This is a genomic window from Butyrivibrio sp. AE3004 (assembly GCF_000703165.1).
Taxonomy (GTDB): Bacteria; Bacillota; Clostridia; order Lachnospirales; family Lachnospiraceae; genus Butyrivibrio.
Genome location: NZ_JNLQ01000002.1, coordinates 416,654 through 441,291, shown reverse-complemented (window position 1 = coordinate 441,291; position 24,638 = coordinate 416,654). Strand labels below are relative to the sequence as shown.

Annotated in this window: 13 protein-coding genes; 1 reads left to right on the top strand and 12 read right to left on the bottom strand. The window is 41.4% G+C overall.

The annotated features are described in order from the left end of the window. Nucleotides 1-130 precede the first annotated feature (130 nt). The 11 genes from BV60_RS0104920 to BV60_RS21705 all read right to left on the bottom strand — a co-directional run bounded on the left by BV60_RS0104920 (nt 131) and on the right by BV60_RS21705 (nt 14,282). The gene (locus tag BV60_RS0104920; RefSeq protein ID WP_029319938.1) at nt 131-1,219 is read right to left on the bottom strand and encodes an ABC transporter substrate-binding protein; all 1,089 of its coding nucleotides are present in this window, start codon (nt 1,217-1,219) and stop codon (nt 131-133) included. Between the two features lie 142 nt (nt 1,220-1,361). Further along, nucleotides 1,362-2,702, bottom strand: coding sequence for a sensor histidine kinase (locus BV60_RS0104915; RefSeq protein WP_029319936.1), 1,341 nt, complete (start codon nt 2,700-2,702; stop codon nt 1,362-1,364). After that, nucleotides 2,702-4,306 carry a response regulator gene (locus tag BV60_RS0104910; RefSeq protein ID WP_029319935.1) on the bottom strand — a complete coding sequence of 535 codons (1,605 nt, stop codon included), beginning with the start codon at nt 4,304-4,306 and terminating at the stop codon, nt 2,702-2,704. Before BV60_RS0104910 ends, BV60_RS0104915 begins: the two co-directional genes overlap by 1 nt. Nucleotides 4,307-4,467: 161 nt before the next feature. After that, nucleotides 4,468-5,535, bottom strand: a complete 1,068-nt coding sequence (buk, locus tag BV60_RS0104905; RefSeq protein ID WP_029319933.1) for a butyrate kinase — start codon at nt 5,533-5,535, stop codon at nt 4,468-4,470. Between the two features lie 23 nt (nt 5,536-5,558). Further along, the gene (ptb, locus tag BV60_RS0104900) at nt 5,559-6,476 is read right to left on the bottom strand and encodes a phosphate butyryltransferase (protein WP_029319932.1); all 918 of its coding nucleotides are present in this window, start codon (nt 6,474-6,476) and stop codon (nt 5,559-5,561) included. Nucleotides 6,477-6,669: 193 nt separating this feature from the next. Further along, nucleotides 6,670-7,329, bottom strand: coding sequence for an HD-GYP domain-containing protein (locus BV60_RS0104895; RefSeq protein WP_051656526.1), 660 nt, complete (start codon nt 7,327-7,329; stop codon nt 6,670-6,672). Between the two features lie 162 nt (nt 7,330-7,491). Beyond that, entirely contained in the window at nt 7,492-8,001 is a 510-nt protein-coding gene (locus BV60_RS0104890) for an acyl-CoA thioesterase (RefSeq protein WP_051656525.1), read from the bottom strand. Between the two features lie 158 nt (nt 8,002-8,159). After that, the gene (locus tag BV60_RS0104885) at nt 8,160-8,711 is read right to left on the bottom strand and encodes an ANTAR domain-containing response regulator (protein WP_029319927.1); all 552 of its coding nucleotides are present in this window, start codon (nt 8,709-8,711) and stop codon (nt 8,160-8,162) included. A gap of 18 nt (nt 8,712-8,729) precedes the next feature. Further along, nucleotides 8,730-10,082, bottom strand: a complete 1,353-nt coding sequence (gene glnA / locus BV60_RS0104880; protein ID WP_029319925.1) for a type I glutamate--ammonia ligase — start codon at nt 10,080-10,082, stop codon at nt 8,730-8,732. Between the two features lie 231 nt (nt 10,083-10,313). Next, nucleotides 10,314-13,079 carry a hypothetical protein gene (locus BV60_RS0104875; RefSeq protein WP_029319924.1) on the bottom strand — a complete coding sequence of 922 codons (2,766 nt, stop codon included), beginning with the start codon at nt 13,077-13,079 and terminating at the stop codon, nt 10,314-10,316. 111 nt (nt 13,080-13,190) lie between these two features. Then, entirely contained in the window at nt 13,191-14,282 is a 1,092-nt protein-coding gene (locus BV60_RS21705) for a hypothetical protein (RefSeq protein WP_156035981.1), read from the bottom strand. A 199-nt stretch (nt 14,283-14,481) separates the two neighbouring features. On the opposite strand from BV60_RS21705, the gene BV60_RS0104865 reads away from it, so the two are divergent. Continuing rightward, nucleotides 14,482-16,398, top strand: coding sequence for a PilZ domain-containing protein (locus BV60_RS0104865; RefSeq protein WP_081846586.1), 1,917 nt, complete (start codon nt 14,482-14,484; stop codon nt 16,396-16,398). A 178-nt stretch (nt 16,399-16,576) separates the two neighbouring features. On the opposite strand, the gene BV60_RS0104860 is transcribed toward BV60_RS0104865, so the two are convergent. Continuing rightward, nucleotides 16,577-24,340, bottom strand: coding sequence for an InlB B-repeat-containing protein (locus BV60_RS0104860; RefSeq protein ID WP_029319920.1), 7,764 nt, complete (start codon nt 24,338-24,340; stop codon nt 16,577-16,579). Nucleotides 24,341-24,638: the final 298 nt, after the last annotated feature.

Sequence of the window (24,638 nt, the reverse complement as noted above, 5' to 3'; positions counted from 1 at the left end):
AGAGCCAAGTAGTGCACTAAGCGGAGTAATACTACCTTGCTAAGTGCTCTGCTCAAATTAAGCGCGATGCGGATACTCCGCACCGCGCTTAAAAACTATTTTTTATTTATTATTTTTATGCCTTTATCAATCAGATTCCGTACTTATCAACGTCGTCCTGAGTGATTGTCTCAGCGTCGAAACCCTTCTCATCCATGATGATTGTCTTCTCTGCAGGAGCCTGTCCGCTCTCAAGAGTCTTGATGATTTCATCAATGTAGCTAGCCTGGAAAGGATTGCATTGTCCGTCATAGTTCCAGTTCTGAGCAAGAAGCTCTTCAAGAGCCCACTTGTTGCAGTCATAACCCATAACGATTACGTCTTTGCCTACGCCGTGAGAGATACCTGCTGCATCAAGAGCTGCAACTGCACCCTTAGCCATATCGTCGTTCTCTGCATAGATTACGTTGAAAGGTGTACCGGCATCGATAACTGACTGTACGATCTGCTGAGCTTTCTCTGCGTTCCACTCAGCTGTCTGCTGCGTTACAAGGTTCCAGTTTGACTCAGCTGCTGCCTTATCACTAAGAGCGCCACTGCGGCCCTGCTGAGCTGCACTACCCATAACACCCTGGATATGGATGATGTTGTACTCGTCAAGTCCCTGACCCGCAAGCCACTCAACTGCCATCTCGCCTTCCTTAGCCATATCTGAAACGATTGAAGCCTCATAAAGACTGGGATCTGCATCTATAGTACGGTCAAAAAGAATAACCTTAACGCCTGCTGTCTGTGCATCCTGGAGAACTGAATCCCAGCCTGCTGTATCAGCTGCAGAAAGAAGAAGATAATCTACTTCATCCTGGATAAATGTCTGAGCAGCTGCGATCTGCTCATCATTCTTCAAGCTGTATGCAAATGATGCATCATAGCCGTTTGCTTCTGTAAACATTGCCTTCAAGTCAGCATCGTTAGCTGTACGATAGCCAGACTCGTTAGGATCGTTATTGATAATACCAACCTTGATAAGATCTCCTGAAGCTGCGGATGTATCCTCTGTAGCTGTCTCTTCTGCTGCTGTATCTTCAGTTGCTTCCTCCGCAGGAGCCTCTTCTTTTGTCTCCTCTGCTGCAGGTGTCTCTGTAGCTGCAGGTGTTTCCTGTTTAGCTCCGCCGCCACATGCAACAAGGCTAAGTGCCATTGTGGATGCCATTAAAACTGACAATACTTTCTTCTTCATAACTTTTTTCCTCCTAATTAAAAAAAGTAATTGCTAAAGGACCTATTCCCTTAACAATTACTATTCTAATTTTTTCATAACAAAAAGCCATTGAATAAAAAATGTAATGAAGTTGAATTTTTTACACTTTTTTCAAAGCGTTTCATTTTTTTACGATTTCGGTTAAGATTTTCGGCAGACGGATATTCACTATGGTTCCAACGCCGGCAGCAGCATCTATTGCAACTCCGTACTCATCTCCGAAAGAAAGCTTTATTCTCTCATTTATATTATAAAGCCCGTATATGGTATTCTCACCGGGCTTATCACTTTTAAGACTTTCTCTTATCTGTTCAAGCCTTTCCCCGGTCATGCCTATTCCGTCATCCTTAACTGTAATCTGAATGCTATCGCCAAGATCTCCCCCGGTTACTACAATCCTGCCTCCGCCCCTTTTATTCTTTATTCCATGATAAAGAGCATTTTCAACCACAGGCTGTATTGTTATCTTTGGGATTGTGTATTCATAAATCTCTTCCGGAACATCTATCTCATAAGTCAGGATATCCTGATACCTTATCTGCTGTATTTCAAGGTAGCTTCTTACATGCTGAAGATCTTCACGTATGGTCACAATTTCTTTTCCCTTATTAAGAGAGCTTCTGAAAAAATCCGACAGACTGCCCACCATGCTGACAACCTGTTTTTGATTACCAGCCTCCGCAGACCACACTATAGCATCGAGAGTATTATATAAAAAGTGAGGATTTATCTGCGCCTGCAAAAGTTCAAACTCCGCTTTTCGAAGCTGCTTCTGCTCCCTTTTTACCTGTTCTTCGATAGGACGGGTGATAAGAAGCGGTCCGAAAAAGGAAATAATCATTACAAACAGAAAAATAACAACAACTATTCCCACAGAAATTTTGACTATATCAAAATAGAATTTCTTTGTCTCCATCTGCGCTGTCTGCAGCTGCCTGTTTTCATAGTAAACATACTCATTAATTGTTTCCTGTAAAAGTGATGTTACAATCTGAACATCGTTCTCCCAAATAGTAATGTTATTATCATATCTGTCCTCGTAGTTCATATTATCTTCTATTCGCTGTATATAAACTTCGAGATTATCAAGATACTTCGCAGCACTCTCCAGACGTTTTCTGTTATCGGCATCATCCGTATAAACTTCAAGGGAATCTACTACTTTCCTCGCATCGGAAAGATATCCGGGGATCTTCGAATCTTCAAGCTTCACATTTCCCACTATCAGCAGATAGGTCTCGTAATCAAAATCCTCCTTAAAATCCAGACTGAATTCACTGGCCGCTACCACTGATCCCAGCATCTCGTCATACCTCTCATTTATCATATAGAGTGTATAAAAAGCATATGCCATGAAAACAATACTTGGCAAAAGCAATATCATATATGTGATTCGGATCTGATTCGCAAGCTTTGAGTGCCCCTTGCGGATTCTGCTGCTTCTAACTTTTTCATTCTCCATCAGCCTTCCTCCGTGCGACCACCGCCTCTGTACTGAGTTGGTGTAACACCCTGTGTTTTCTTGAAGAGATATGAAAAATAGTGAGGATCCTTGTAGCCCACCAAAAGCCCTATCTCATTGCTTTTCTTGGCTGTTGTTCTAAGCAGATCCTTTGCTGCATTCATCCTATAGTCCGTAAGATATTTGATAAACGGCTGACCTGTCTGCTGCCTGAAAACCGCGCTCAGATGGTTCGGTGAAAAATTCACATGAGCAGCCAATGTATTTAGAGACAGATCTTCCTCTGTAAAATGTTCCTCTATATACGCTATAACCTGATTTACAGCATCCCGATAATGTCCCTTGGAATCATCCTCCCTTAGCGCAGCACCTCTGCTTATGATCCTTACCATGTACTGCTGAGTTCGTCCTTCATCTGCAAGAACTTCCGGAGTGGGTATTTCCGGCTTTTCATCATTTCCAAGCTCATTCTCCAGAAAATCCACAACACAAAAATAAACATCCATCGCTATGTACTGCCTCAGCAATGTGGATCTAATGGCATTTTTCCCCATTCCACCTATAAACTCTTCCACAAAGAACTCTGTTTCCGAGACGTCGCCTCTCCTTAGAAACTCCTTTATTAGTTTTCTATCAATGTGTTTTGGATCTATTTCAGATAAAACAACATCGTTCTTATCGGGATGCAGCTTTTCTTCGGAGCCCACAAGAAAACCGTTGTCTTCTGTCAAATACATATGAGCAAAGGCTCTGCTTGCCCATGCAAAAGAAACAGGTATATCACTTATTCTTCCGACACTCTGTCCCACTCCGCCAAAATATCTTATATGATGATAGCCCTCAAACAATTCCTTCATCTGCAATATGCTATCAGCAATACTTTTTTCTATTGAAGCATCGTCATCACCCTTGAAAAGAAGCGCGATGCCCTCAACTCCAAGGTCAAAGAAAATCGCCCCCATTTTTTCCGCAATTTCTCTGACACCTTTTTCTATCTCAACAACGCTCTTTGAGTATTCAAAAGCATCATGCCTGGTAGACCAAACCTTCAAAAGAATAACATTAAATATTATCGCAGTAAGGTCAACCTGGAGCTTCTTCGAGCTTTCGATAATTTCCGCAAGATTTTTGTTCCCGGATATCAGATCGCTGAAAAGCTCCTGCTTTTCATACTCCGTACGTTCCTTCATTTCTTCTTCGTAACGTTTCTTAACCTCTCGTTCCTGCCGCTTTTCATTGATTTTCTCAGCAAGCGAATCAACCTCCTTTATCAGGTTATCTCCGCTTATCGGCTTTGAGAGATAACAGGATACCCCAATCCTGATTGCTTCCTGTGCATATTGAAAATCCTCATAACCTGTAAGAAGAATTATCTCCATCCAGGGAAACTGTTCCTTAACCATACGGCTAAGTGTAAGTCCATCCATAAAAGGCATTTTTATATCTGTAATAATAATGTCCGGCTGAAGCTTCTGAATCATCGGATACGCAACTTCTCCGTCCCCCGCTTCACCACAAAATTCGTAACCGTGGGCAGCCCAATCCACATTATTTTTTATACCTTCCCTTACAACATACTCATCTTCTACCAAAAATACCTTCATACCCTTTTTCATCCTTCAACCCAAGTTGCCCCACCCTCGGTGGATTTCGGAATCCCTAATTCATAAAAAAGGCCCCTCCGAGCATCATCACCCGGAAGGGCCGGTAATTCAAATAATAAATTCTGCCAAGCTCTACAATTGCTAAATGCTCTGCCAGGCTATTATTCGTAAATCTTAGCTTTCTCTTCGCCATTCATTACACGAAGTGCTCCCTGTGCAAGCGCAAGAAGCTCATCCTCACCGGGATATACAGTTACAGGTGCAATGAATTTAACCTTCTCTGAAAGTCTTTCCATAAGAGGTGCATTATAAGCAATACCACCTGTAATGATGATCTGATCAACCTTACCGTCAAGTACTGCTGCCATTGATCCGATATTCTTTGCAAGTTGGAAGATGAACGCATCGATAACAAGCTTTGCCTTCTCATTACCCTCATCTCTCATCTTGATAACGTTTCTCATATCGTTGGTTCCAAGCCATGCATTGAAACCGCCATTACCAACTGCCATCTTTCTAACCTCTGCCTCAGAATATTTTCCTGAGAAGCAAAGCTTAATAAGACCACCTGTAGGAAGTCCGCCTGCACGCTCAGGAGACATAGCTCCGTCACCATCAAGAGCGTTGAATACGTCGATGATCTGACCATTCTTGTGAGCACCTACGGAAACGCCGCCGCCAAGGTGAACTACTACAAGATTGATATCCTCATACTTCTTGTTGTTTTCCTTTGCAAATCTTCTGGCAACAGCCTTCTGATTGAGTGCATGGAAAATTGATACTCTGGGAAGCTCAGGAAGACCTGAAACTCTTGCTTCATCGCAGAGCTCGTCTACAACAACAGGATCTACGATGTAGGAAGGAACACCGATCTCGTCAGCGATTTCCTTTGCAAGAAGTCCGCCAAGGTTACTTGCGTGTTCACCCTGAACACCTGCCTTGAGGTCCTTAAGAAGAGCATCATTAACCTCGTATGTACCACCGGGGATGGGCTTAACAAGTCCGCCGCGGCCTACAATAACATTGAAAGACTTTACGTCTACATTTGACTCTTTGAGGAAGTTAAGAATGAGTTCCTTTCTCCAGCCAAGCTGATCAGTGATGTGATCATACTTTGCAATCTCCTCTGTGGGATGGCGGAGTGTCTCATCCATTTTAAGTGTCTCATCCTCGAAAATACCAAGCTTTGTTGATGTGGAACCCGGATTGATAATTAAACTTTTGATCATGGTTTTCTCTCCTTTTTCCCTTATTATAAATTCTTCTCTTCTGCTACTACTGCTGCAAGTGCGATAGAGTTGAGCTTAACCTCAACAGAATCAGAACGTGATGTAAGAATTACGGGAGCCTTGGTTCCTGTAAGGATGTTACCGTTCTTAACTGTAGCAAGACGAACGATTGTCTTGTATGTAAGGTTACCTGCATGAATATCAGGGAAAAGAAGGATATCTGCGTCACCTACAATCTTACGGTCCTTAGCGCCTGCCTTGTGTTCTGCCGCAGAAGGATCGATTGCAAGATCCATTGAAAGAGGTCCGTCAACGATGCAGTTCTTAATCTCACCTGCCTCATTGAGACGTGTAAGCTCAGCAGCCTCAACAGTTACGGGCATCTTGTCATTTACAACTTCAACAGCTGCAAGAGGAGCAACCTTAGGACACTCAACGCCACAAGCTCTTGCAACATTTACTGTATATTCAATGATAACCTTTTTATCTTCAAGAGTGGGATAAGGCATGAAAGCAACGTCTGTAAGGAAAAGAAGACGGTCAATGCCGGGAATCTCAAACACACATACATGAGAAAGAGGACGACCTGTACGAAGTCCAACTTCCTTATTCAAAACAGACTTAAGGAATGTCTTGGAATCAAGCTGTCCCTTCATATAAATATCAGCCTTGCCATCATGAACAAGTGATACTGCCTTAGTTGCAGCCTCTACTGTATCCTTCTCATCGATAATTTCGAACTGTGAAAGATCCATGCCCATACCTGCAGCAATCTTCTCAATTTCTTCCTTATCGCCTACAAGAATAGCATCTGCGATGCCGCGCTCCTTTGCCAGCTTAACAGCCTCAAGAACAGGCTCATCCTGTGCACAAGCTACTGCAAGCTTCTTAGTGCTGGCTGTCTTTAACTTTGCAAGAATATCGTCGAAACTCTTACTCATCAGTGTACCTCCTGGGTTATATAAACAAATTTATATTGAGCCACAATTAATAAAAAACATGGCACATCGTTAAAATTTTACCACGATGTGTCATGCTTTTCAATCGAACTCAAAAATTGAATTATTCTTCTCTGCTTAAATTTTTTTACACTCTTGCAGGAATTAAGAATAACAATTGACTATGAATTTTTCCTCATTCCAATCTGGAAAAATATTCCTCAATAATATAAGTCGGAACCTCTGAGTTCATAACGTAATTTTTGTCATCATCTATCATTTGAAGAAGAATGTCAGCTATCTTCGGATCAAACTGAGTTCCCTTTCCGCGTTCAATTTCTTCTCTTACCTTCTGCTGTTTCATAACTCCGGAATAATTCCTCTCGGAGCTCATCGCATCATATGCATCTGCACAGCCTATAATACGTGCTTCTTCAGGAATGGCATTGCCTATAAGCCCATCCGGATATCCGCTTCCGTCATATCTCTCGTGATGCCATCTGGCGCCCACAGCAAGCCCCGGAATCTCCGTAATATTCTGAAGAATCCTGGCGCCTATCATAGGATGCTGTTTCATAAGACTGTATTCATCATCCTGAAGACCTTCCGGTTTAGCGGTTATTGAATCGGGAATCCCTATTTTTCCGATATCATGCAGAAGCCCCATCTGATATATCTCGTACTGCTCCTTGCGACTTTTTCCCATACTTCTCGCAATTTCCATTGAGTACAGTGCGACTCTCTCAGAATGTTCCTTCGTATATTTACCATTTTCATCGGCCACCCTGGCAAGAGCATGCATAAGCTGATCTATCAGCCTTTTTTGCTGATGATATTTAACTTCATAGTTTTCCATTTTGTTTTCTGATCCCTCTTTAGTAATCTCCCCTCGAAAACAAAAATTATTTTTTTCTTATAATACGCAAAATTTCCTGCGCAGAAAAAAAACTACGCAGGAAACCATTTTACACTTTTTAGTGTAGGAGTGGAAGTCTTTTTTCAAAAATAAATTCAATACTCAGAATCCCTCTCTTCTCCTCTGTGCACGAAGCTCTATTCTCCTTTCAGCGCCCTGCCACTCAGCTCTCTCGACCTCAGTGCGGACATTTAAACCATAAGGAACCGTTGTTGGCTTACCCTCTTCATCAATGCATACTTCAGTAACATATGCTCTGTTCACAACATGTCTCATACCTGTGTGGAGATCTTCAACATAAGTGTCGACACGAATCTCCATAGCAGTACGTCCAACATGGGTAATGTGACCGCGAACAACCACTATATCATTAAGCTTTATCGACTGTTTAAATTGCATATTGTCGATAGCTGCTGTCGTGACAGGCGTCCCGGCATGCCTCAACGCAACCGTACCTGCAACCTGGTCAATCCAGCTCATAAGCTTTCCGCCGGATAATCGCTCATACCCATTAATCTCATCGTACTGAACGACTCTGGTCCATTCGGTAGCCGAATCATCTACATTCTTGCTGGCAATCTGGTGATCTACGTGAAAAACTCTGTTATTCATAACCGCCCTCCGTTTTCCGCTAAATATAGATATATTATATCACACCATATGCCTTGGTTATGCATTATATATATAAAAGAAATTTCGGAAGTTCTGCTCTCGCATCCGCTCGCCAGAACTAAGTAGTACACTAAGCTCGAAAATACCTCGCTAAGTGATTACTTAAAAGCCAAAAGCATTTCAGCTGTTTCAAGGAGTGATGTTCCGGAATCCATGGAACATTTCTGAAGATATTTGTGGGCTTCAGGCTCAGTCATATTATGACGCTCCATAAGTATGGCTTTTGCCCTGTCGATAACTTTTTGATCCTCACTGCTTCTAAAGCGCCTTTTTTCCTTCACCTTTTTTCGGCGAATTGCAGCGCCCTCTATCATCATCGTGAGGGTAGAAAACAGATCATCCTTCTTCAAGGGTGTTGGCAGATAAACTACATTTTCTTTTCCGTAAAGATCAAGGTCGTCAGCCTTTGCTTTGCTGGCAATAAGGAGCATCTTAAAATACTCCGGCATATCCTCTGAAAGCTCGGTGCAGAGCATATCACCCAGGCGATAGCCGCAGATTACCACACCGTTTCCCAGGTTCTCCATAGCTGAAAGAACCTGAGCTCCGGTCAGGCATACGTAGGCAGGTTCAAAACCGCCACGCATCAATATGCTTTTAAAATTCTGCGCATCCTCCTGCTTTGCGAATGCCACGATAATATTCTGCAACCTGTTACTTCCTTTATCTTACTGCTTGTTCAGATATTCTTTGATTTCCCACTGCGTAACGCATGTGCGGAAGTTTTTCCATTCTTTTCTCTTTGCGTCAAGGTACCTGTTGAAAACCGCATCCCCCAGAACCTTTCTGACAAATTTATCCTTCTGATAGCTTTCTATCGCCTCACCCAGAGTTTCGGGAAGAGTCGAAAGCTTTGTTTTTCTTAGCTCATCATCTGTTTTGTTTTTCAGATTCATTTTTAGCTCAGCGGGAGGTGTAAGCCCTCTCTTTATTCCATCCATTCCTGCTGCAAGGATGAGTGCGATCGCAAGATACGGGTTACAGGTTGCATCAGGATTTCTAAGCTCTATTCTCGCATTTTTACCGGACATGGAAGGAATTCTTATGAGAGCACTCCTATTTGCTGAGGATGCAGACCAGGAAACATTAACAGGAGCATCGTACCCGGGTACAAGACGCTTATAGGAATTAACTCCCGGATTTGTAACCAGCGTCATTCCACAGATGTGATCCAGGATTCCGGCAATAAACTCCTTCGCCATATCAGACAGATTGCCATTCTCAGAAAAAAGGTCGTTACCATCCTCATCCTCACACAAAATATTTATGTGCATACCGGAACCGTTTACACCTTCTTTGGGCTTTGGCATAAATGTCGCATAGAGGCCGTGCCTCTTGGCAATTGTCTTGACCGTCATCTTAAAGGTCATGATCATATCTGCCATTCTTTCAGCATCATCTTCTGTAAAATCTATTTCATGCTGGGCCGGAGAAATCTCATGGTGGGATGAAGTTATATTAAAATCAAGCTCCTCAAGATTCATAATAATGTCTCGTCTTACGTTCTCACCCTGGTCTGCAGGTGCGAGGTCAAAATACCCTGCATTCTCATGAGTCTCCGTAGTCGGCTGCCCTTCATCATCAAGATCAAACAGAAAAAACTCAAGCTCCGGATCAGCCTTGAAGGTCATTCCCATTTCCTTGGCATCACTTAGTACTCTTTTCAGAATACTTCTGGGATCGCCGGAAAAAGGCTTTCTGTCCGCAGTGTAGACATCACAGAACATTCTCGCAACTTTTCCGCTCTGTGGTCTCCAGGGATATATCTGAAAACTGTCCAGGTCAGGATACAGATACATCTCGCTTAAAGTTTCCTGTGAGCTTTCACCCTCCATACCCGTAAATCCTTCTATCGCAGAGCCGTCAAACATACATTCATTATTAAGTGCGCTCTCAAGCTGGCCCGCTGTGATAGCGATATTCTTCGGAGTTCCGAAAATATCACAGAACTGAAGCCTTATGAATGCGACATCCTCTTCGTTGACAATCCTGAAAATATCCTTCTTGGTAAGCTTTCCCATTTGTCCTCTTTTCTGCGTCTTTTCTATGTGTCTTTAAGACGCCGGTTTAATTCTTTACATTATGCCCATTTTCTTTAGCTGAATAACTACATAAAAAGCTCGATACCATCTCACTGTAAGTATTCTGCTCAACTGTATTTTTATAAGAAAAAAGGCAAAGGCACTTCCCCTATATGGAACGGCGCCTTTGCCTTTGTCTACAATATCAAAAGAAACATATCTGAGTCAATACTATTTGCGACGTTGATTTAAAAATCTTGCAAGGTCAGTTTTTAACTGCTTCATATCCTCAGGCTCTTCATGTCCCGACGTACCTATGGCAACTTCGGAAAAAGCCTTTGGAAGAATGACGTTATCTCCTTCAAACGGATGAATAACTCCCGCTTCATCGCCGCAGATAACAGCTCCGTCACAAAATGCCGTAAGTTCAGCAACAAGACCTTCCGAAGGTCTTGCCCCTCCAAAGCCTGCAAGACACATACAGAACTTCTCCCTGACTCCGCTGTAAGCTGCTGCTGTATTAACAGGCTTTTCATTTATAACAGAATCCGCATATTTTTGCAGAAGCCCCTCGCTCTTAGACGGATATTTCTTTTCGCGCACTCCATAGGTTCCATAAGGATTAAGACTAAGATGCTGGCCCTCACCGTCAGTTACAAGCCTTCCCGGGCATACGGCAAGTCCACCAAGCACAGTTCTTGTCATACCGAGAAGTATACCGGAAAGCGCTCCCTTTGCTCCGACTATTCCGGCAGTAAGCTGATGATTGAACGACTGCAGATTCTCATTTCCTCTTACTGCTTTACCAAAAACAGAGACTGGATAGTCACTCACATCGCCTGTAAAGCTTTTTCTGATAACGGATACTCCTGCGTGGTATTGAGGCGATATCTGAAAAGGAACTATCTCCTGCAGCTTGTCTGCTGCGTCTCCCATTTCGGGATAGGTAACATCCATATGTATAAAAAGGCCGTCGATACCCTTAAGTGCCGGGGATTTGATTATCTGCAATTTATATTTTCCCGGAGACGTTTCGCCCTGCGCGTGCACTGCTCCCTGAACCATAACGCCGTCACCTTTTCCGGCAAATTCAGCCTCGCTAACCTCTTCGCAGGTAAATTCATTTACAACGTTACCGCACTTTATAAACGAAGACAGGAACTGGTCATCGCCTATTCTCTCATCTCCGAAATATACTTCTCTGATCTTACCCTTCGAAGCACCGGTTCCACCAACCACAAGCTTAAGCTTTTGCTCCGGACTTATTATTACATAGCTTTCTCTCTCTCCGTTAGCATTATAGCCTGCGGGTCTTGCCGACTCCTTGGCACTTCTCATTGCTGCTATACGCTCTGCAACAGCCTGGTTTTTTTCTTCCTTGACAGGCTCCGGCTTTGCCTTTAATTTTCCCTGCGCCTCCAGGAGTCTTCTCATTGCTCCCTCAGCATGAAAAACAGGGTGATCCTCAGGTCCAAGCTCTATAAGAGGCTTATGTGGTTCCTTGGGAATGTCTTTTCTGTCAAAATGATAAAAAATTTTATAAGTGCTCTGTGCTTCCGCAAATCTCATGATCACGAAAACAGAATTTACATAACCGTTATCTGTCCCCATCTCTACAGCGGTATATGTATTTATCCTGCATTCGTCGCACTCAAAAACAAGTGTCTTTACCTTAGGACACATTCCGCTGTCTATGGCAAGCTGAAAGGTGACTGTCTTTTGTCCTTTGGGATTCATTATGATAAATGAATTCCTCTCCTCTTCATCCCTTCTTCTGGAGTAGAGATGTTTGCCGGCGGCGCTATTGTTAAGTCTCTGCCTTCCGCTTGTCCGCATGGACATTTCCTTGGCATTTATTGCTCTGCGCTCTATTTTCTGAATCTCTTTTGAACGCTTATCAATCTCTTTAAATCTGTCCTTAGCGGGTGCGGGTGAAAAGGGTCCAAAATCCGATGCGGAAAGAATCTTTACTCTCTCTGACAACGAATCTGAAACTCTCTCTGCGTTATAAACTTTGCTTCCCATTCTCGCTCTCTCGATTCTGGTCCATATCAGTCTGTCAAAAGGAAGCTCGCTATAGTTTGAAAGATCTCCGCTCGTGCCGCAGCCCATATCTCCTGAAAATGAAATCTCGGAAACAGGCGCATGATCCGTCATATATCCACTGGGAGTGTTGTATGCTACAAAATCAAGTTTTCTTAGGGCCTTAAGGAAACCTGCAAGCCCTTCCGTTCCTGCTGCCTTTCTGAAAAGAGTTCTTATTTCCATAGGCTCCCACCAGGGACTTTTCACATCTGCCCCTGCAAGAATGAAAATATCACCCTCTATCTCACCTGAAACCTGCTTTGCATGCAGTGAATTAAGAAATCTGGTCAGCGATCCCTCTTCTATCCAATCCGCAGGTGTATATACTGGAATCACGTTCATGGAATTATTTCCATGCCTGTACGTCGCAGGATTATAAGTCGCATAATCAGATTTTCCAAACTCCCTTACTACACCTGAGAGTGCATTCGGTCCAACATTACTGTTACTAAGAAGCACCGTGTTTATCCCTGCTTTGCGAAGTCTCCCAATCATAGCAGGTGAAAAAATATCCCCCTCAGTCCGCAGCACATCCGAAGTTTCTCCAAGCTCATTAGACTTGTAATGAAGAGCAAAATTCAATTCTTTTCCGGTCATTCCCGCAAAAAGATTTGCATGTCTTCCGGATAAAACAAGCTCGTCTCCCCGTTCACGAAGTCTTGTCTTTACGCCGTCTATAACATCAGGACCAAGAGAAGGAAGTATTCTGCCCAGGGTATAATCATTTTCAAAATCCCAGGTTGCCTGCACCGGTTGTCCATCATTATTTGCCCGCTTCAAAATCTCAAGAATCTCACGAATTCTCGACAGGTCTCTTCCAAAGCCCTTATCGTCATTGGAATCACCAAGATCCGGATGGTAAAAATTTACGTGAAAAAGAAATCCGAAATGGATTCTGTGATTCTTCCCCATAAGTTAAACTCCCCCAACAAGTTTTCTTATGAAGTATTTTACCATAAAACATCTTGGTTTAATACAAAATAGCGCTTAACGAAATGAAAAAAAGTAGCAAAATATCGGTCCTTATGCCATCTTTGCAAGATCAATCTGGTGAACCACACCCGCTTCACCTGTTGATTCCCTTAAGAATATTCCGCTTGACTTATATTTTGCATTTACCATGAAGTCATTTCCCTGAGAGGTAAACTCAGTTTCCGCATGCTTTAGATAGATAGCTCCTACATCCGCTTCTTTCAGAGTCATAAGTGTATCCTTTCCATCCTCTCCTCTGCACCAGACGCGAAGTTTTTCGTAAATCTCATCATTTTCATCGATCCAGTCATTACCATCTGTGTTGTACTTTGAAAGTTCCGTAAATCCATTTCCGGATAATGCTCCAAACAGCTCTGAACCATCATTTATTATTCCGTCACCATTCTTATCATAAGCAAGAAAACCACAACCGGGAGCAAGGCTCTTAACAGTATCCTCACTGCCGTCAGCATCAAGATCAAAAGTAAAGCTCTGGTCGGAAATCTCCGTGACACTGTTTCCGATATTTATGACAAGCGGATCTATGAGCTGCATGGGACTTGCATGCATAACTCCTATAGCCTCATTAAACTGTCTGGACATGCTTACATTAATCCCAAAATTAAGTTCTCTTCCGTCCTCTGTTTTGGCAATTCCTTTAGCTGTAAACGCTGTATGCTCCTCTTGTGTATGGATATAGGTCGTTGTCGTAACCGACATCCACTGATAGCTTCCTGCACTCATCTTTTCACTTAATCCACGCATATACTCCTGCATTCTCGATTTACTGCTTCCTGAAGCCATTCCTTCGTACAATATCTGCATTATATTCAGAAGCTTTTCCATAATCTGCATGCGTAGATTTTCAATATCCGACATCTTGGACATAAATGGGGAGTCGTTTGAAACCGCATATCCACCATCTGAGTTGTAATTTGTAAAAAGCTTTTCTTCTCCCTTTTTCTCATCGCTCACAGCTTTATTACTCTCATTAGTCTCACCATTAATACCTGTCAGCAAATTTTTAAAGCTTCCCGCCATGTCACTGATTGATGATACTACGCCTTTTTCTTTCGTGATACTGTATGCTTCGTGAAACCTCCTTTCCGAAACAAGGTTGACCGTACTGTTTGCAATCCTCATAAGCAATCCCTCCAAATTCAACATGCGGCCTCCATGCCCTAAAACAACAAAAGCTGAGCCACCCCATAACAGGGTCTGCCCAGCTTCAAAATTAAACTTAAGATAGCTCCGCTATCCTAATGTTCAACTTATATTTCGGTACATTTTTAGTTTTTCTTTAGTAATTGCGAAGCATTTTCCATTGTTATAAAATAATATTATGAAACTAAACGAAATCATGAAAGAATCAAAAATTAAAATTCATGCAACCATCAACGGACACGGCATTCTTCTTATCACTAAGGCAGCTGTAGGTGTCAGAGATGGTCTTCTTGTGGACTCTTTGACCTATTTTGATGAGGATCTTACTTTTTCCGAACCTTCAAAGATTGTTGCCGTAAACAAGAGAGACGGCAGGTCCTATGAATTCATATCCGACAGAATAGCTCCTGTTGATACCAAGTATGGCAAATACCATCTTATCAGGTGTACCACGGATGGCCATATCGTAAATCGCAGACAGGCCGAGCGCTATGATATAGACAGACTCGGTGTCATCAGGATAGGTGATGGCAAGGACATTAGAAATGCTCTTGTTTATGATATCTCCATGAAGGGAATAGCCTTTATTCTGGATACAGACGCATCTGTTAAGGTTGGTGACCACGTTATTGCTTCTTTCAGATATGACCCGACATATTTTCATTTCTATGCCTGCGAGGCAACCGTTGTACGTGTATTTATACTAAACGGACAGCCCGCCATAGGCTGTACTCTTGATTCCATGGGTGCGGATCTCGTAACACTCATACAGAACAAGAAAAAGGAAAAGCTCGGGCTTAAGGTTGACGATATTCTTGGCATCTCTAAATCTCCTGATGAGAAGATTGCTTCCGGTGATAAGATTCCTGTCAATTATGTTCCTCAGCTTGCGGTTTCCAAGGATTACGAGAGCAAAAAATATCAGGGAAGATGGGAACTACCGGAACCCGAGAAAAAAGAAAACAAAAACAAGCCTATATCAAAATACGAAAAGGAAATCCCAAAGGTAGAACAATATCAGTTCACTGCTCCCCTTGAAGCAGAATACCGGGAAATTCCTATTAAAGATAAAACTTCTGACAATCCTCCTCAGTATGAGGCAGAACAACTTCTTTCACCGGATGAAGCAGCTGATCTTATCCCTGAGAGAAATGAAGCAGAAATCATGCTCGCAAGAGCCAATCGTGTTGCTGACGTTAATCCAATAGAGGATGAGGCTAATCAGCCAACCTATATTTCTGAAAACGATATGGAAGAGCTTACCTTTATCGAAGACAGGACGCCCGGCATGAATGTCCCTGTACGGAACGAACTCACAAAGTCGCTGGATGACCAGGATCCCGACCCTCAATACGAGGAAGAGCTTGCATCCATAGAGGACAGAACACCTCATAAGGCTAAAAAGCTATATCCAAAAAAGCCTGCCGATCCTCTTGATGAGTTAAAAAAGCAACCGGGTAGTGCTTCCAAATCATCAAAACAGTATGTAGCTGATCTTGCAGAGCTGGAAGGACGTGATTTTAATCCTTCTGAACAGACTAAGAAAAAACTGGATTTCATTTCATCAATTGTTGGTGATGCCAATGAACTAAAGAATCTTATAAGTGGCTCATCGAGGCAGTCAAAACCAAAGAAAAAGAATAAACCGCAGGAAAACTTCCTTAATGCTGCTTCTATCCCGAAAGCTGGTTCAATACAGTCTGCCGGCACAGGTCATCAGGTAAAATTTGTTGATGCTTATAACAGTTCAATGAAATCTGCACCAACTAAACCTGCTGATAAGCAAAAGCCTCAGGATAAAGAACAGCCAATTACAGGTATTGCCAAGGCCAAAGGCGTAATCCATGCAACTAGCGCTTCTATTCCCAATGATTTTTCCGGCAGAGGAAATCTCCCGGACAGAGCACCATCACTGAATAATAAAAAAGTTGCTGTATCATCTGCTGATTTTCCTGCCGATTATGATGGTTACTATAATCAAAAAGGAAATGCCATAGATGAAGATCTGTTCTCCATAAAAAGAAATGACGGATTCCTCACTCCTGAACAGATTGCAGACATCATAGAACTTGAACGAATCAGTAAAAACGAATAAATTTAAAACAAAAAGTACCTCTAAGCTGGACACAACCCAGTTTAGAGGTACTTTTTTACGCTATTTCTATTTCGTTTTCATACAACTCATTAAAATACTATGCTTATATTTTTCTTTACACAGTATATCAGCCCTGTCGTTTCCGACAGGGCTGAATTACATTTAAAACTATGAATTATTATTCATCATTTTTCTTGCGCTTTTTGCCAGTTGCAAGAAGTGTTACAACTGCGCCTGCTGCAATTAGAAGAACAATTATTCTGGATGTATTGGTGTAGTCATCTGTACCACCGCGTCTTGCGCCAAGTACAGTTTCCTTCTCACCACCATCTGATCTCTTAGCTCCGAGAACATCTCCATGCTTTGCAGGAGGATTGTTATTAGAGTTATCATTTCCACCTCTGTAATGATCATCATCATCATGATTATCTACAGGAGGATTGTGCTTCTTATGCTTCTTAGGATTTTCCTTTGGAGGATCTTTGGGATCTTCCGGATCCTTCGGAGGATCTTTAGGATCTTCGGGATCCTTCGGAGGCTCAACATCTGTAGGCTTCTTAACTGTAAGATCACCGAGAATATACTTAATCTCGTAGTTCTTAAAGTCTGTAAGGTCGTTTGCAGGTTTTGCTGTAAAGGTGTTCTTACTTGTTCCGGGTTCTGTCTGGCTTCCTGTGAACTCATAAGTTACTGCATCGCCCTCACCCCATGTAGTATTCTCTGTTGCCACATGACATACAAGAGGTGTCTTATCATAAACCTTCTCAGCTGTTCCTGATGTGATCTCAATCGGCTTAGGAATGATTGTAAGTGTACCAATCTTGTAAGTAGGATCGTCAAACTGCTTTGTTACGTCGTTGCCGTTAACGTCTGTTACCTTGAAGCCTTCATCAACGATTGCAAGATCATACTTACCAACAGATCTGGCCTTAACTTCAACCCTGAGTCCTGAAACAAAGTACTTAACACCATTGATTTCAATAGGCTTACCTGTTTCAGCAGCGTGAACCTTAAAAATACCAAGTACCTTGTTAACAAAATCACCTATAGCACCAAGAGTCTTAATTGCTGCGTTTGTACTCGGAGCTGATCCTTCAACTGTGTAATCAAAGTCACTGCCAAGCCATGTCTTACCACTGTACATCTCTACAACATCAGGTGTACTTGCCATAACATGGAGTTTCTTACCTTCAGGTATATCCTTGATAATGAGCTGTCCATCAATAACTGTGAAAGTAACATCAATGTTAGGATCATCATAACCAAACTGTCCGGGTGTAAGACCCATAGGATATGTATCAGGTAAAATTCCCTTTGCCACTGCTTCGCCTGTAAATGTAACCTTACTCTTATCAAAGAGTGAAGTAGGATCAACTGCTGCTGAGCCGTCAGTTACTGCATTGCCGTTTGATACTGCATTGCCGTCTGAAACAGCCTGTACATTGTTGAGTGTATAACCTTCTACCCTCTTCTCAGTTCCATCGTAGAATTCTTCACCTCTGTTACCGATAACTTCTACGGTTAACTTAAGAGGATTGATTGTGAGGTATCCGTCATGAACTACGAAAACTACATTTGTATAGCCAGGATTTGTGCACTTGAAGCTACAATCCGATCCAGCTTCTGACCCCCTGAGTCCCATCACATAACTCTCGATTGCCTTTGTTACAGCATTACGTTTAACATCTTTTCCTGATGCTACAGCATTGCCATCTGAAACAAGTGCGATATCGTCAGCTGTAATTCCTGTGAACTTCTCACCATTCTTCTTCGTTATGGAATCTACTTTGTAACCCTTAACCGACTGCTCCTTGCCATTGTAATTTGTAATAGCATGATTACCTGTTATGGTAACTACAATCTCATCCTTAACAGGATTAATCTTGAGCCATCCATCTTCTACCACAAATCTTATAGATCCCTTATAGTGGTTAGTATTATTTATATCGGTATATACAAAGCTACAATCAGCATCTCCATTCGTTCCTCCCTGCATTCCCATGAGGTATTTCGGATTATCAGTTGTATTTACATCTGTTCCTTCAGCATAATCTTTTGCGCCATTTGCCAAAGCAACACCGGCAGCAATTTCTTCAGCCATAACTGCATCAACGTCCGTCTGTCCTTCATTGTCATACTTAATGGAATCAATCCTGTAACCCTTCTCTATAGGATCAAAACCGTCCTTTTTAAAGGTCTTTGTACTCTGTTTTTCTCCTGTGTAAGGGGTCTCAACCGTTTTACCTACTATTTTTACTACTAACTTTTCTTCATTAGGAGTGATTTTAAGCCATCCATCAGTTACATCGAACTCAACATCCTGGTAAGTTGTATTATCCCATGTAAAGCTGCAGTTATTGTTATCCTTTGTTCCTCCCTGGAGATTCATTGGATAATACTCATTATTGTATTTAACCTCTGTACCACGAGCCTCAGCCTTTACATCTTTTTTAAGCTTAACCTTCAAATCAGTTTTACTAGGTGCTGTGCCTTCTTCGGCTGTGATACCGGTTATCATATAACCCAAATATTCCTCTGTGGTTCCTTCATCTTTGAAGTCAGTATCATCTGCAGGTAGCTTATAGGTTGACTGCTCTTCTCCGGTATACATTGTAGTTGCCGTCTTACCTACGATAGTAACAGTGATTTTATTAGGTGTATAAAGAACATCTATAATATTATTATTACTATCTGCGTCTAATGTAAATTTATTGCCTTCCAGTACTGTATTGTCTTTATACGCTATACCGTTCTTATACCCCTTTTCAGGCTTATGATCTTTATCATTAATCTGACTGTCGGTAAGTGTAATTTCTGTACCAGCAGCATTTCCACTTGATACAGCATCGGGCAGAATACGTTGCTTATTTGTATCAGTGATCGATTTACCCTTCCAATATCTGATTGTGTAGTCCACAAGCTTTCTTACATACACTACTTTGATTACATTAGGATTAGGTGTAGCTACAACAGTATGTGAAGAAGGACTCTGTGCACCATCGCCATAATTTATGCCAACAACTGACTTACATTTATTCAGTACTGCTTCATTATCAGCAATATTCAGTTCAATCTTTGTCCCAACCTCAACATTCTTAAATGTAGTCGTATCGTCGTACTGATCACCTAAATAGTTACTATCTGATGGATTATCCTTGTAATACTTGACTACAACATCTACTGTCTTCTTCTTCCATACAGCAAACATTGCCTGATATGGCATATCCTCATCAGCAGCAACTTGCTTTGCTTCTTTTGTACATGCCTTATCTGAATAGAACTTACCTACGCCTTCATCGTTCTCTTTATAGTAGATAAATTCGGGATCATTATTGGCAATATTTTGTGTCCAATTGGAAGAATTTGCCATGAAAGCTTTAGCTTCCGCTTCGCTCTCGCCCATCTTTACTCTTGCCCAACCAACGAATTCGTAGTCTTCCTTGTCCTTAGCATCTGTAGGCTTTTTCTGAATATCTACTGCTTCGTTAATACCAAGTGTATACTTATATTCTTCTCCAACCTTCTTTACAATATCAATTTGGAATGCTTCTGTTCCATCATTCTCAAACCAAGGAATATACGTAGGTGTAGGATCTCCGAGTTTTACATATTCTGCACGAAGCTGAATTGTGTATGTATATCTAGTTTTCTCTTCTGTAGTATGCTCTTTATCAAGTTCCTGTTTAGCATTATCTACAAGAACAACATAAGTTGTACCCGGAAGTATAGGCTTTATGTTTCCATATTCATCCTTAACATCCTCATATGCAGAACCATTCCACTTCTGCATTACCCAATAGCCAAACTCATATCCCTTGGGAGCCTTAGAAGCCGGAACTGCATAAGCATCTGCGTTGTCAACATAAAGCTTTCCATCTTTAGGAACTTCTATTTTTTCATCATCGTCAACATCAGGATCATCCGGACTGTATACAACCTTTATACCATCAGCTCCATCAATGACTTTTCTCCACTTTGCATAGATATCATATTTCTTTTCAATCCACCAACGGCTTTCATCATTATTTGTGTTTGCCCCATTGCCCCACTTATCCATTGGATCAGTCTTATCTGTCCCCTTATTATAAGGAGTGGTAACATTGGTTTCGTTCATCACAATTGCTGAGCCATTGAAGGCATGTTTCAATCCCGGATCTATGAACCATCCAACAAACTCGTATCCTGAACGTGTTCCATAAGGTGTACTTATTTTATCACCATATGAAACTCTAAAGTTCATTGCCTGCTTGGTTTGAGCATTTTCATCACCCCATGACAAATCCGGTACAGTTTCTTTTGTTCCCGCATTAGGATGAAGAAATACACGATACTGAATAATACGCCATTTTGCATATACTGTAATACCACCCTTGGGCATTACATCCTCTTCCTTCTCACCTAAACGTTTTTCGGAGACAACATTGCCCTCAATTGTTTTTTCAATTGTGTGTTCATATGGATGTGTACATTTTTTATCTTTATACCACCCTTCAAATACATATCCTTCTTGTCCTTCAGGAAGACTAGGCTTATAGTAGTTACCGGCAATTTTTGACTGATATTTGACATCATCTACAGTCTTTAACAGATGAGCTGCTCTATTCTGTTTCTGATTTCCGTCACCATCTACATACTCACCATCCATAAAATTGATTTTATAATACAATGGGCTATAGTAAAAATCTACAATGTAATACCCATCAGCATCCTTTTTCTGATGGTATAGAGTTTTAGCTTCATCAAGCTCGTATCCCTCTCTTCCGGGATTATGCTGTGAGTCCTTTATGTTCTGAGCGGATTTAGCCTCAACCACCTCTCCGGGATCATCTGGATATGTTCCGTCTTCATTTTGGAAAAATAATCTATATTTCCACTTATATACGCCATCTTCATATCTTGCAGTGACAAAATTTCCATCTCTCTTAGAAAGATCTCCAAGAACCTGCTCGTCCATGAAGCTTACAGTACCTTTAATTGTATCCTTACCTTTATCATCACCGGTATGTGCTTTTGCATCTCGCATAAGAATCCAGCTAACAAATGCAGGTTTACTATCAATATTGCTATATGAGTACCATCTTTCATTATTTGAAGCATCCAGCAAACGCTCACCATACTTTGCTGTAAGATTAAAATAATAGTAGTCTCCCTCTTTCAGAGTCGGCTCACTACCGTTAATTTTGGTCTGACGCTTAAGCTCAACGTCCCAGTTACCATCATAATTAGCTTCTGGCCCTTGCTTAGAAGATCCCTTTAAGCCATTTCCATCATCCTTTGATACATAGAATCTGAAGTTATACTCCATTGGTTCAAAAACAATCTTAGCTACGCCGTCTCCCTCAGTCGTTATTGTCCCATCTTCAGTAAGTTCTTCATTATATGTATATCCCATAAGATGATATGGATCAGACTCTGTTTTTGGCTTAGCTATTCCACCATACTGTTCTTTTGTATCGTAGTCATCTGTGCCCAAATCAACATAAAACAGATCATTCTTTTTTTTCTTTTTTATAGCTGTTTTTTTAATGCTATCATTTACCTTGCCTGTTCCAACATATGAAGCAACAAACTGTAATCCCTTTTCTTCTTCATCATTACTCTCAGATTCACCATTACTCTTAGTATTATCGTTTAAGGTTTTCTTATAAATCAGAATAGTATATGATGCTGTTTCATTTGAAATCCACTTTGCAGCAACAAAGGTCTTACTATTCAATACTTTTCCATCTTTTAATTCCGCCTCAGTTTTCCAAAATGGTTCTGATTTAAGTCTAATATTTCCCTTGTCATCTTTTAAAGGATTACCTTTGTCATCAAACCCTTCTACTTCATACCAGTTGTCAAATGTATATCCTTTTCTTACAATTAGTGGCTTGCCATCTTTATCCTGAACGGGTGGTTTAAACGCACGCTCGTTCTCCATGATAAACTTAGGTGCAATATACGTTGCTCCCTTACCATTCTGTTCAAAAACAATCCAATATCCCTTTGGGGCATTAACACTGAAAGTGATATCACCGCATATCTTCAGCAGGGTATCATTTTGTATAATATCTCCTTTAGTATAATTAGCATCCTGCCATATAGGATTTCCCTCTGCATCTTTCTTAGGATTACCCTCTTCATCCTTCTGCTGCACCTTAACAATTTTATCTGCTCCGGAAGTAATAATCCATCCTTGGAAGTCATGTTCATCATCTTCAGGGGTATAAGCCATGTTAACTTTGTACTCCTGTATAGCAGCTTCACCCGACGCATTTGATAATTTATCCACAAAATGTTCGCCAAGTGAAATGCCATTATTATCTACATAATTCACTCTATACTGATTAAAAAACATAGCATAGAATTTTAATTCAACACCATCTGCACTAGGAGGCAGCATTCCATCAACATTATTACCGTCTACTTGAAGACCAGTAACAGCAGTACCAGCAACCATCGTTCGAATATCATCGATAGAGTATGCTTTTGAATCTTTTGTATAATTCTGATCCTGCGTCCATCCTTTAAATATATCCTGTTCATTTATAGTGCCTACACCGGGATCGTAAATAATACTCTTCAGATTATTTAAAGCATCGTCTCGAATAACCTTATTTCCTGAAGCATCCTTTTTCTTTATATCATTTTCTTTAATATACAGGTCTGCAATTAATCCATCTTTATTATCACTCGTTTTGGCATTTTCATTGTAGAACGACACATGCAAACGATTCTCTTCTTCTGTTCCACCGGCAACGATATAAATTGAGAACTCATTTGAATCAAACTCAACTGCCTCAACATCACCGTTAGCATTCTCGGTAACATCAGCTTCAATAGTTTCTACTTCACCGTCATGGTCATGGAGAACTGTAACGTTCTCTTCTGTGAGTGCTTCTTCAAGTGCAAGGCTTACATGAACATACTTACGATCTGCAGGCTGTATTTCCTTGCCTTCGAACATGAAAGTAATGTCAACACCCTTTGCAGTTGTAACCTGGTCACCAAGTTCATTCTGAGCTGTCTCAAGAGCCTGGTCATCAGAAATAGCAGTAATGGAAATTTCTGTACCTGCAGGGAAGATACCTTCCTCAGCCTTAACAGAAACAACCATACCGCCTTCATGAACGTCTTCTGCGGAAAGCTCAGGCATATCAACTTCGATACCCTCAGCTGCCTTGAAGTTAGCTTTGAAGGTTGCATTCTCTTCTATATTAGAAGGAACGAATGTAGCTTCGGTTGAAACTTCATTGTCATTAGCATCAGTCCAGTTTACGAACTCATACTTATCATTCCATGCAATAGCAGTAGAGCCTTCAAATGCAGCGCCTTCTGCATTGACATCGATTGTCTCGGAAGTATTGGAAACTGTACCGCCCTTTGTAGCAGTATAAGTAACTGTTACTTCCTTAATTTCTACAACTTCTTTTGCAGGTACTTCAGCCGGAACCTCTTCCTCAGTTTTCTCCTCAGCAGGTGTTTCCTGTGCAGGTTCTTCCTGAGCGGGTTCAACCTGAGAAGGATCCTCTGCAGGCTGCTCTTCATTAGGAGTTACCTCTTCTGCAGGAGCTGTTTCCTGTGTCTGCTCTTCTGCAGCAGGCTCAACCTGAGTTGTTTCCTCCTGAGCAGGATCCTCAGTTGCTGCCTCAGTCTGAGGTTCTTCAGATACCTGCTCTGTTGCAGACTCTTCCTGTACAGTTTCTACCTGTGCATGTTCTTCCTGTACAACCTCCTCCTTGGCAGGCTCATCAGCGGTTTCTTCCGCTACCTGCTCATTATTTTGCTCTTCTCCGATACCTTCGGTGAAAAGCGATTCATAATTTTCGTGATTTGTGGAAGTAACTTGCTCTTCAGATGTAGCACGAGCACCGATACTGTTATAGTCAGACCCAAAGGTCGTAACCAGTACCACGAGTGCCAGAAGCATAGCAAGCTTTCTTGCGATGTTTTTACGCATTATGAAATTCCCCCTTCATACTTTTTATGGTAACTTAAAATAATTACACGTAATAATTATACGAAAGATTTTTTCAAGAAAATTCACTAAATTTGAAAAATTTTATGCAAAACTCGTACTTGACAAATACCGGTCTCTATGCATCTGCTCTATTCTCAGTAATATCGAATTGTGCTTATATTTTCAAAAATAAATATATTTATGATAATGAAAAAGCTGCAGATCACTCCGCAGCTTTAAATTCCTTATATTTCCTATACTTTTTAAAATATTATGACTTCTTGAACGCTTTTCATTT

Coding starts and splice junctions, on each gene's coding strand:
- BV60_RS0104920 (WP_029319938.1), bottom strand. CDS start 1,219: ATGAAGAAGAAAGTATTGTCAGTTTTAATGGCATCCACAATGGCACTT.
- BV60_RS0104915 (WP_029319936.1), bottom strand. CDS start 2,702: ATGGAGAATGAAAAAGTTAGAAGCAGCAGAATCCGCAAGGGGCACTCA.
- BV60_RS0104910 (WP_029319935.1), bottom strand. CDS start 4,306: ATGAAGGTATTTTTGGTAGAAGATGAGTATGTTGTAAGGGAAGGTATA.
- buk (WP_029319933.1), bottom strand. CDS start 5,535: ATGATCAAAAGTTTAATTATCAATCCGGGTTCCACATCAACAAAGCTT.
- ptb (WP_029319932.1), bottom strand. CDS start 6,476: ATGAGTAAGAGTTTCGACGATATTCTTGCAAAGTTAAAGACAGCCAGC.
- BV60_RS0104895 (WP_051656526.1), bottom strand. CDS start 7,329: ATGGAAAACTATGAAGTTAAATATCATCAGCAAAAAAGGCTGATAGAT.
- BV60_RS0104890 (WP_051656525.1), bottom strand. CDS start 8,001: ATGAATAACAGAGTTTTTCACGTAGATCACCAGATTGCCAGCAAGAAT.
- glnA (WP_029319925.1), bottom strand. CDS start 10,082: ATGGGAAAGCTTACCAAGAAGGATATTTTCAGGATTGTCAACGAAGAG.
- BV60_RS0104875 (WP_029319924.1), bottom strand. CDS start 13,079: ATGGGGAAGAATCACAGAATCCATTTCGGATTTCTTTTTCACGTAAAT.
- BV60_RS21705 (WP_156035981.1), bottom strand. CDS start 14,282: ATGAGGATTGCAAACAGTACGGTCAACCTTGTTTCGGAAAGGAGGTTT.
- BV60_RS0104865 (WP_081846586.1), top strand. CDS start 14,482: ATGAAACTAAACGAAATCATGAAAGAATCAAAAATTAAAATTCATGCA.
- BV60_RS0104860 (WP_029319920.1), bottom strand. CDS start 24,340: ATGCGTAAAAACATCGCAAGAAAGCTTGCTATGCTTCTGGCACTCGTG.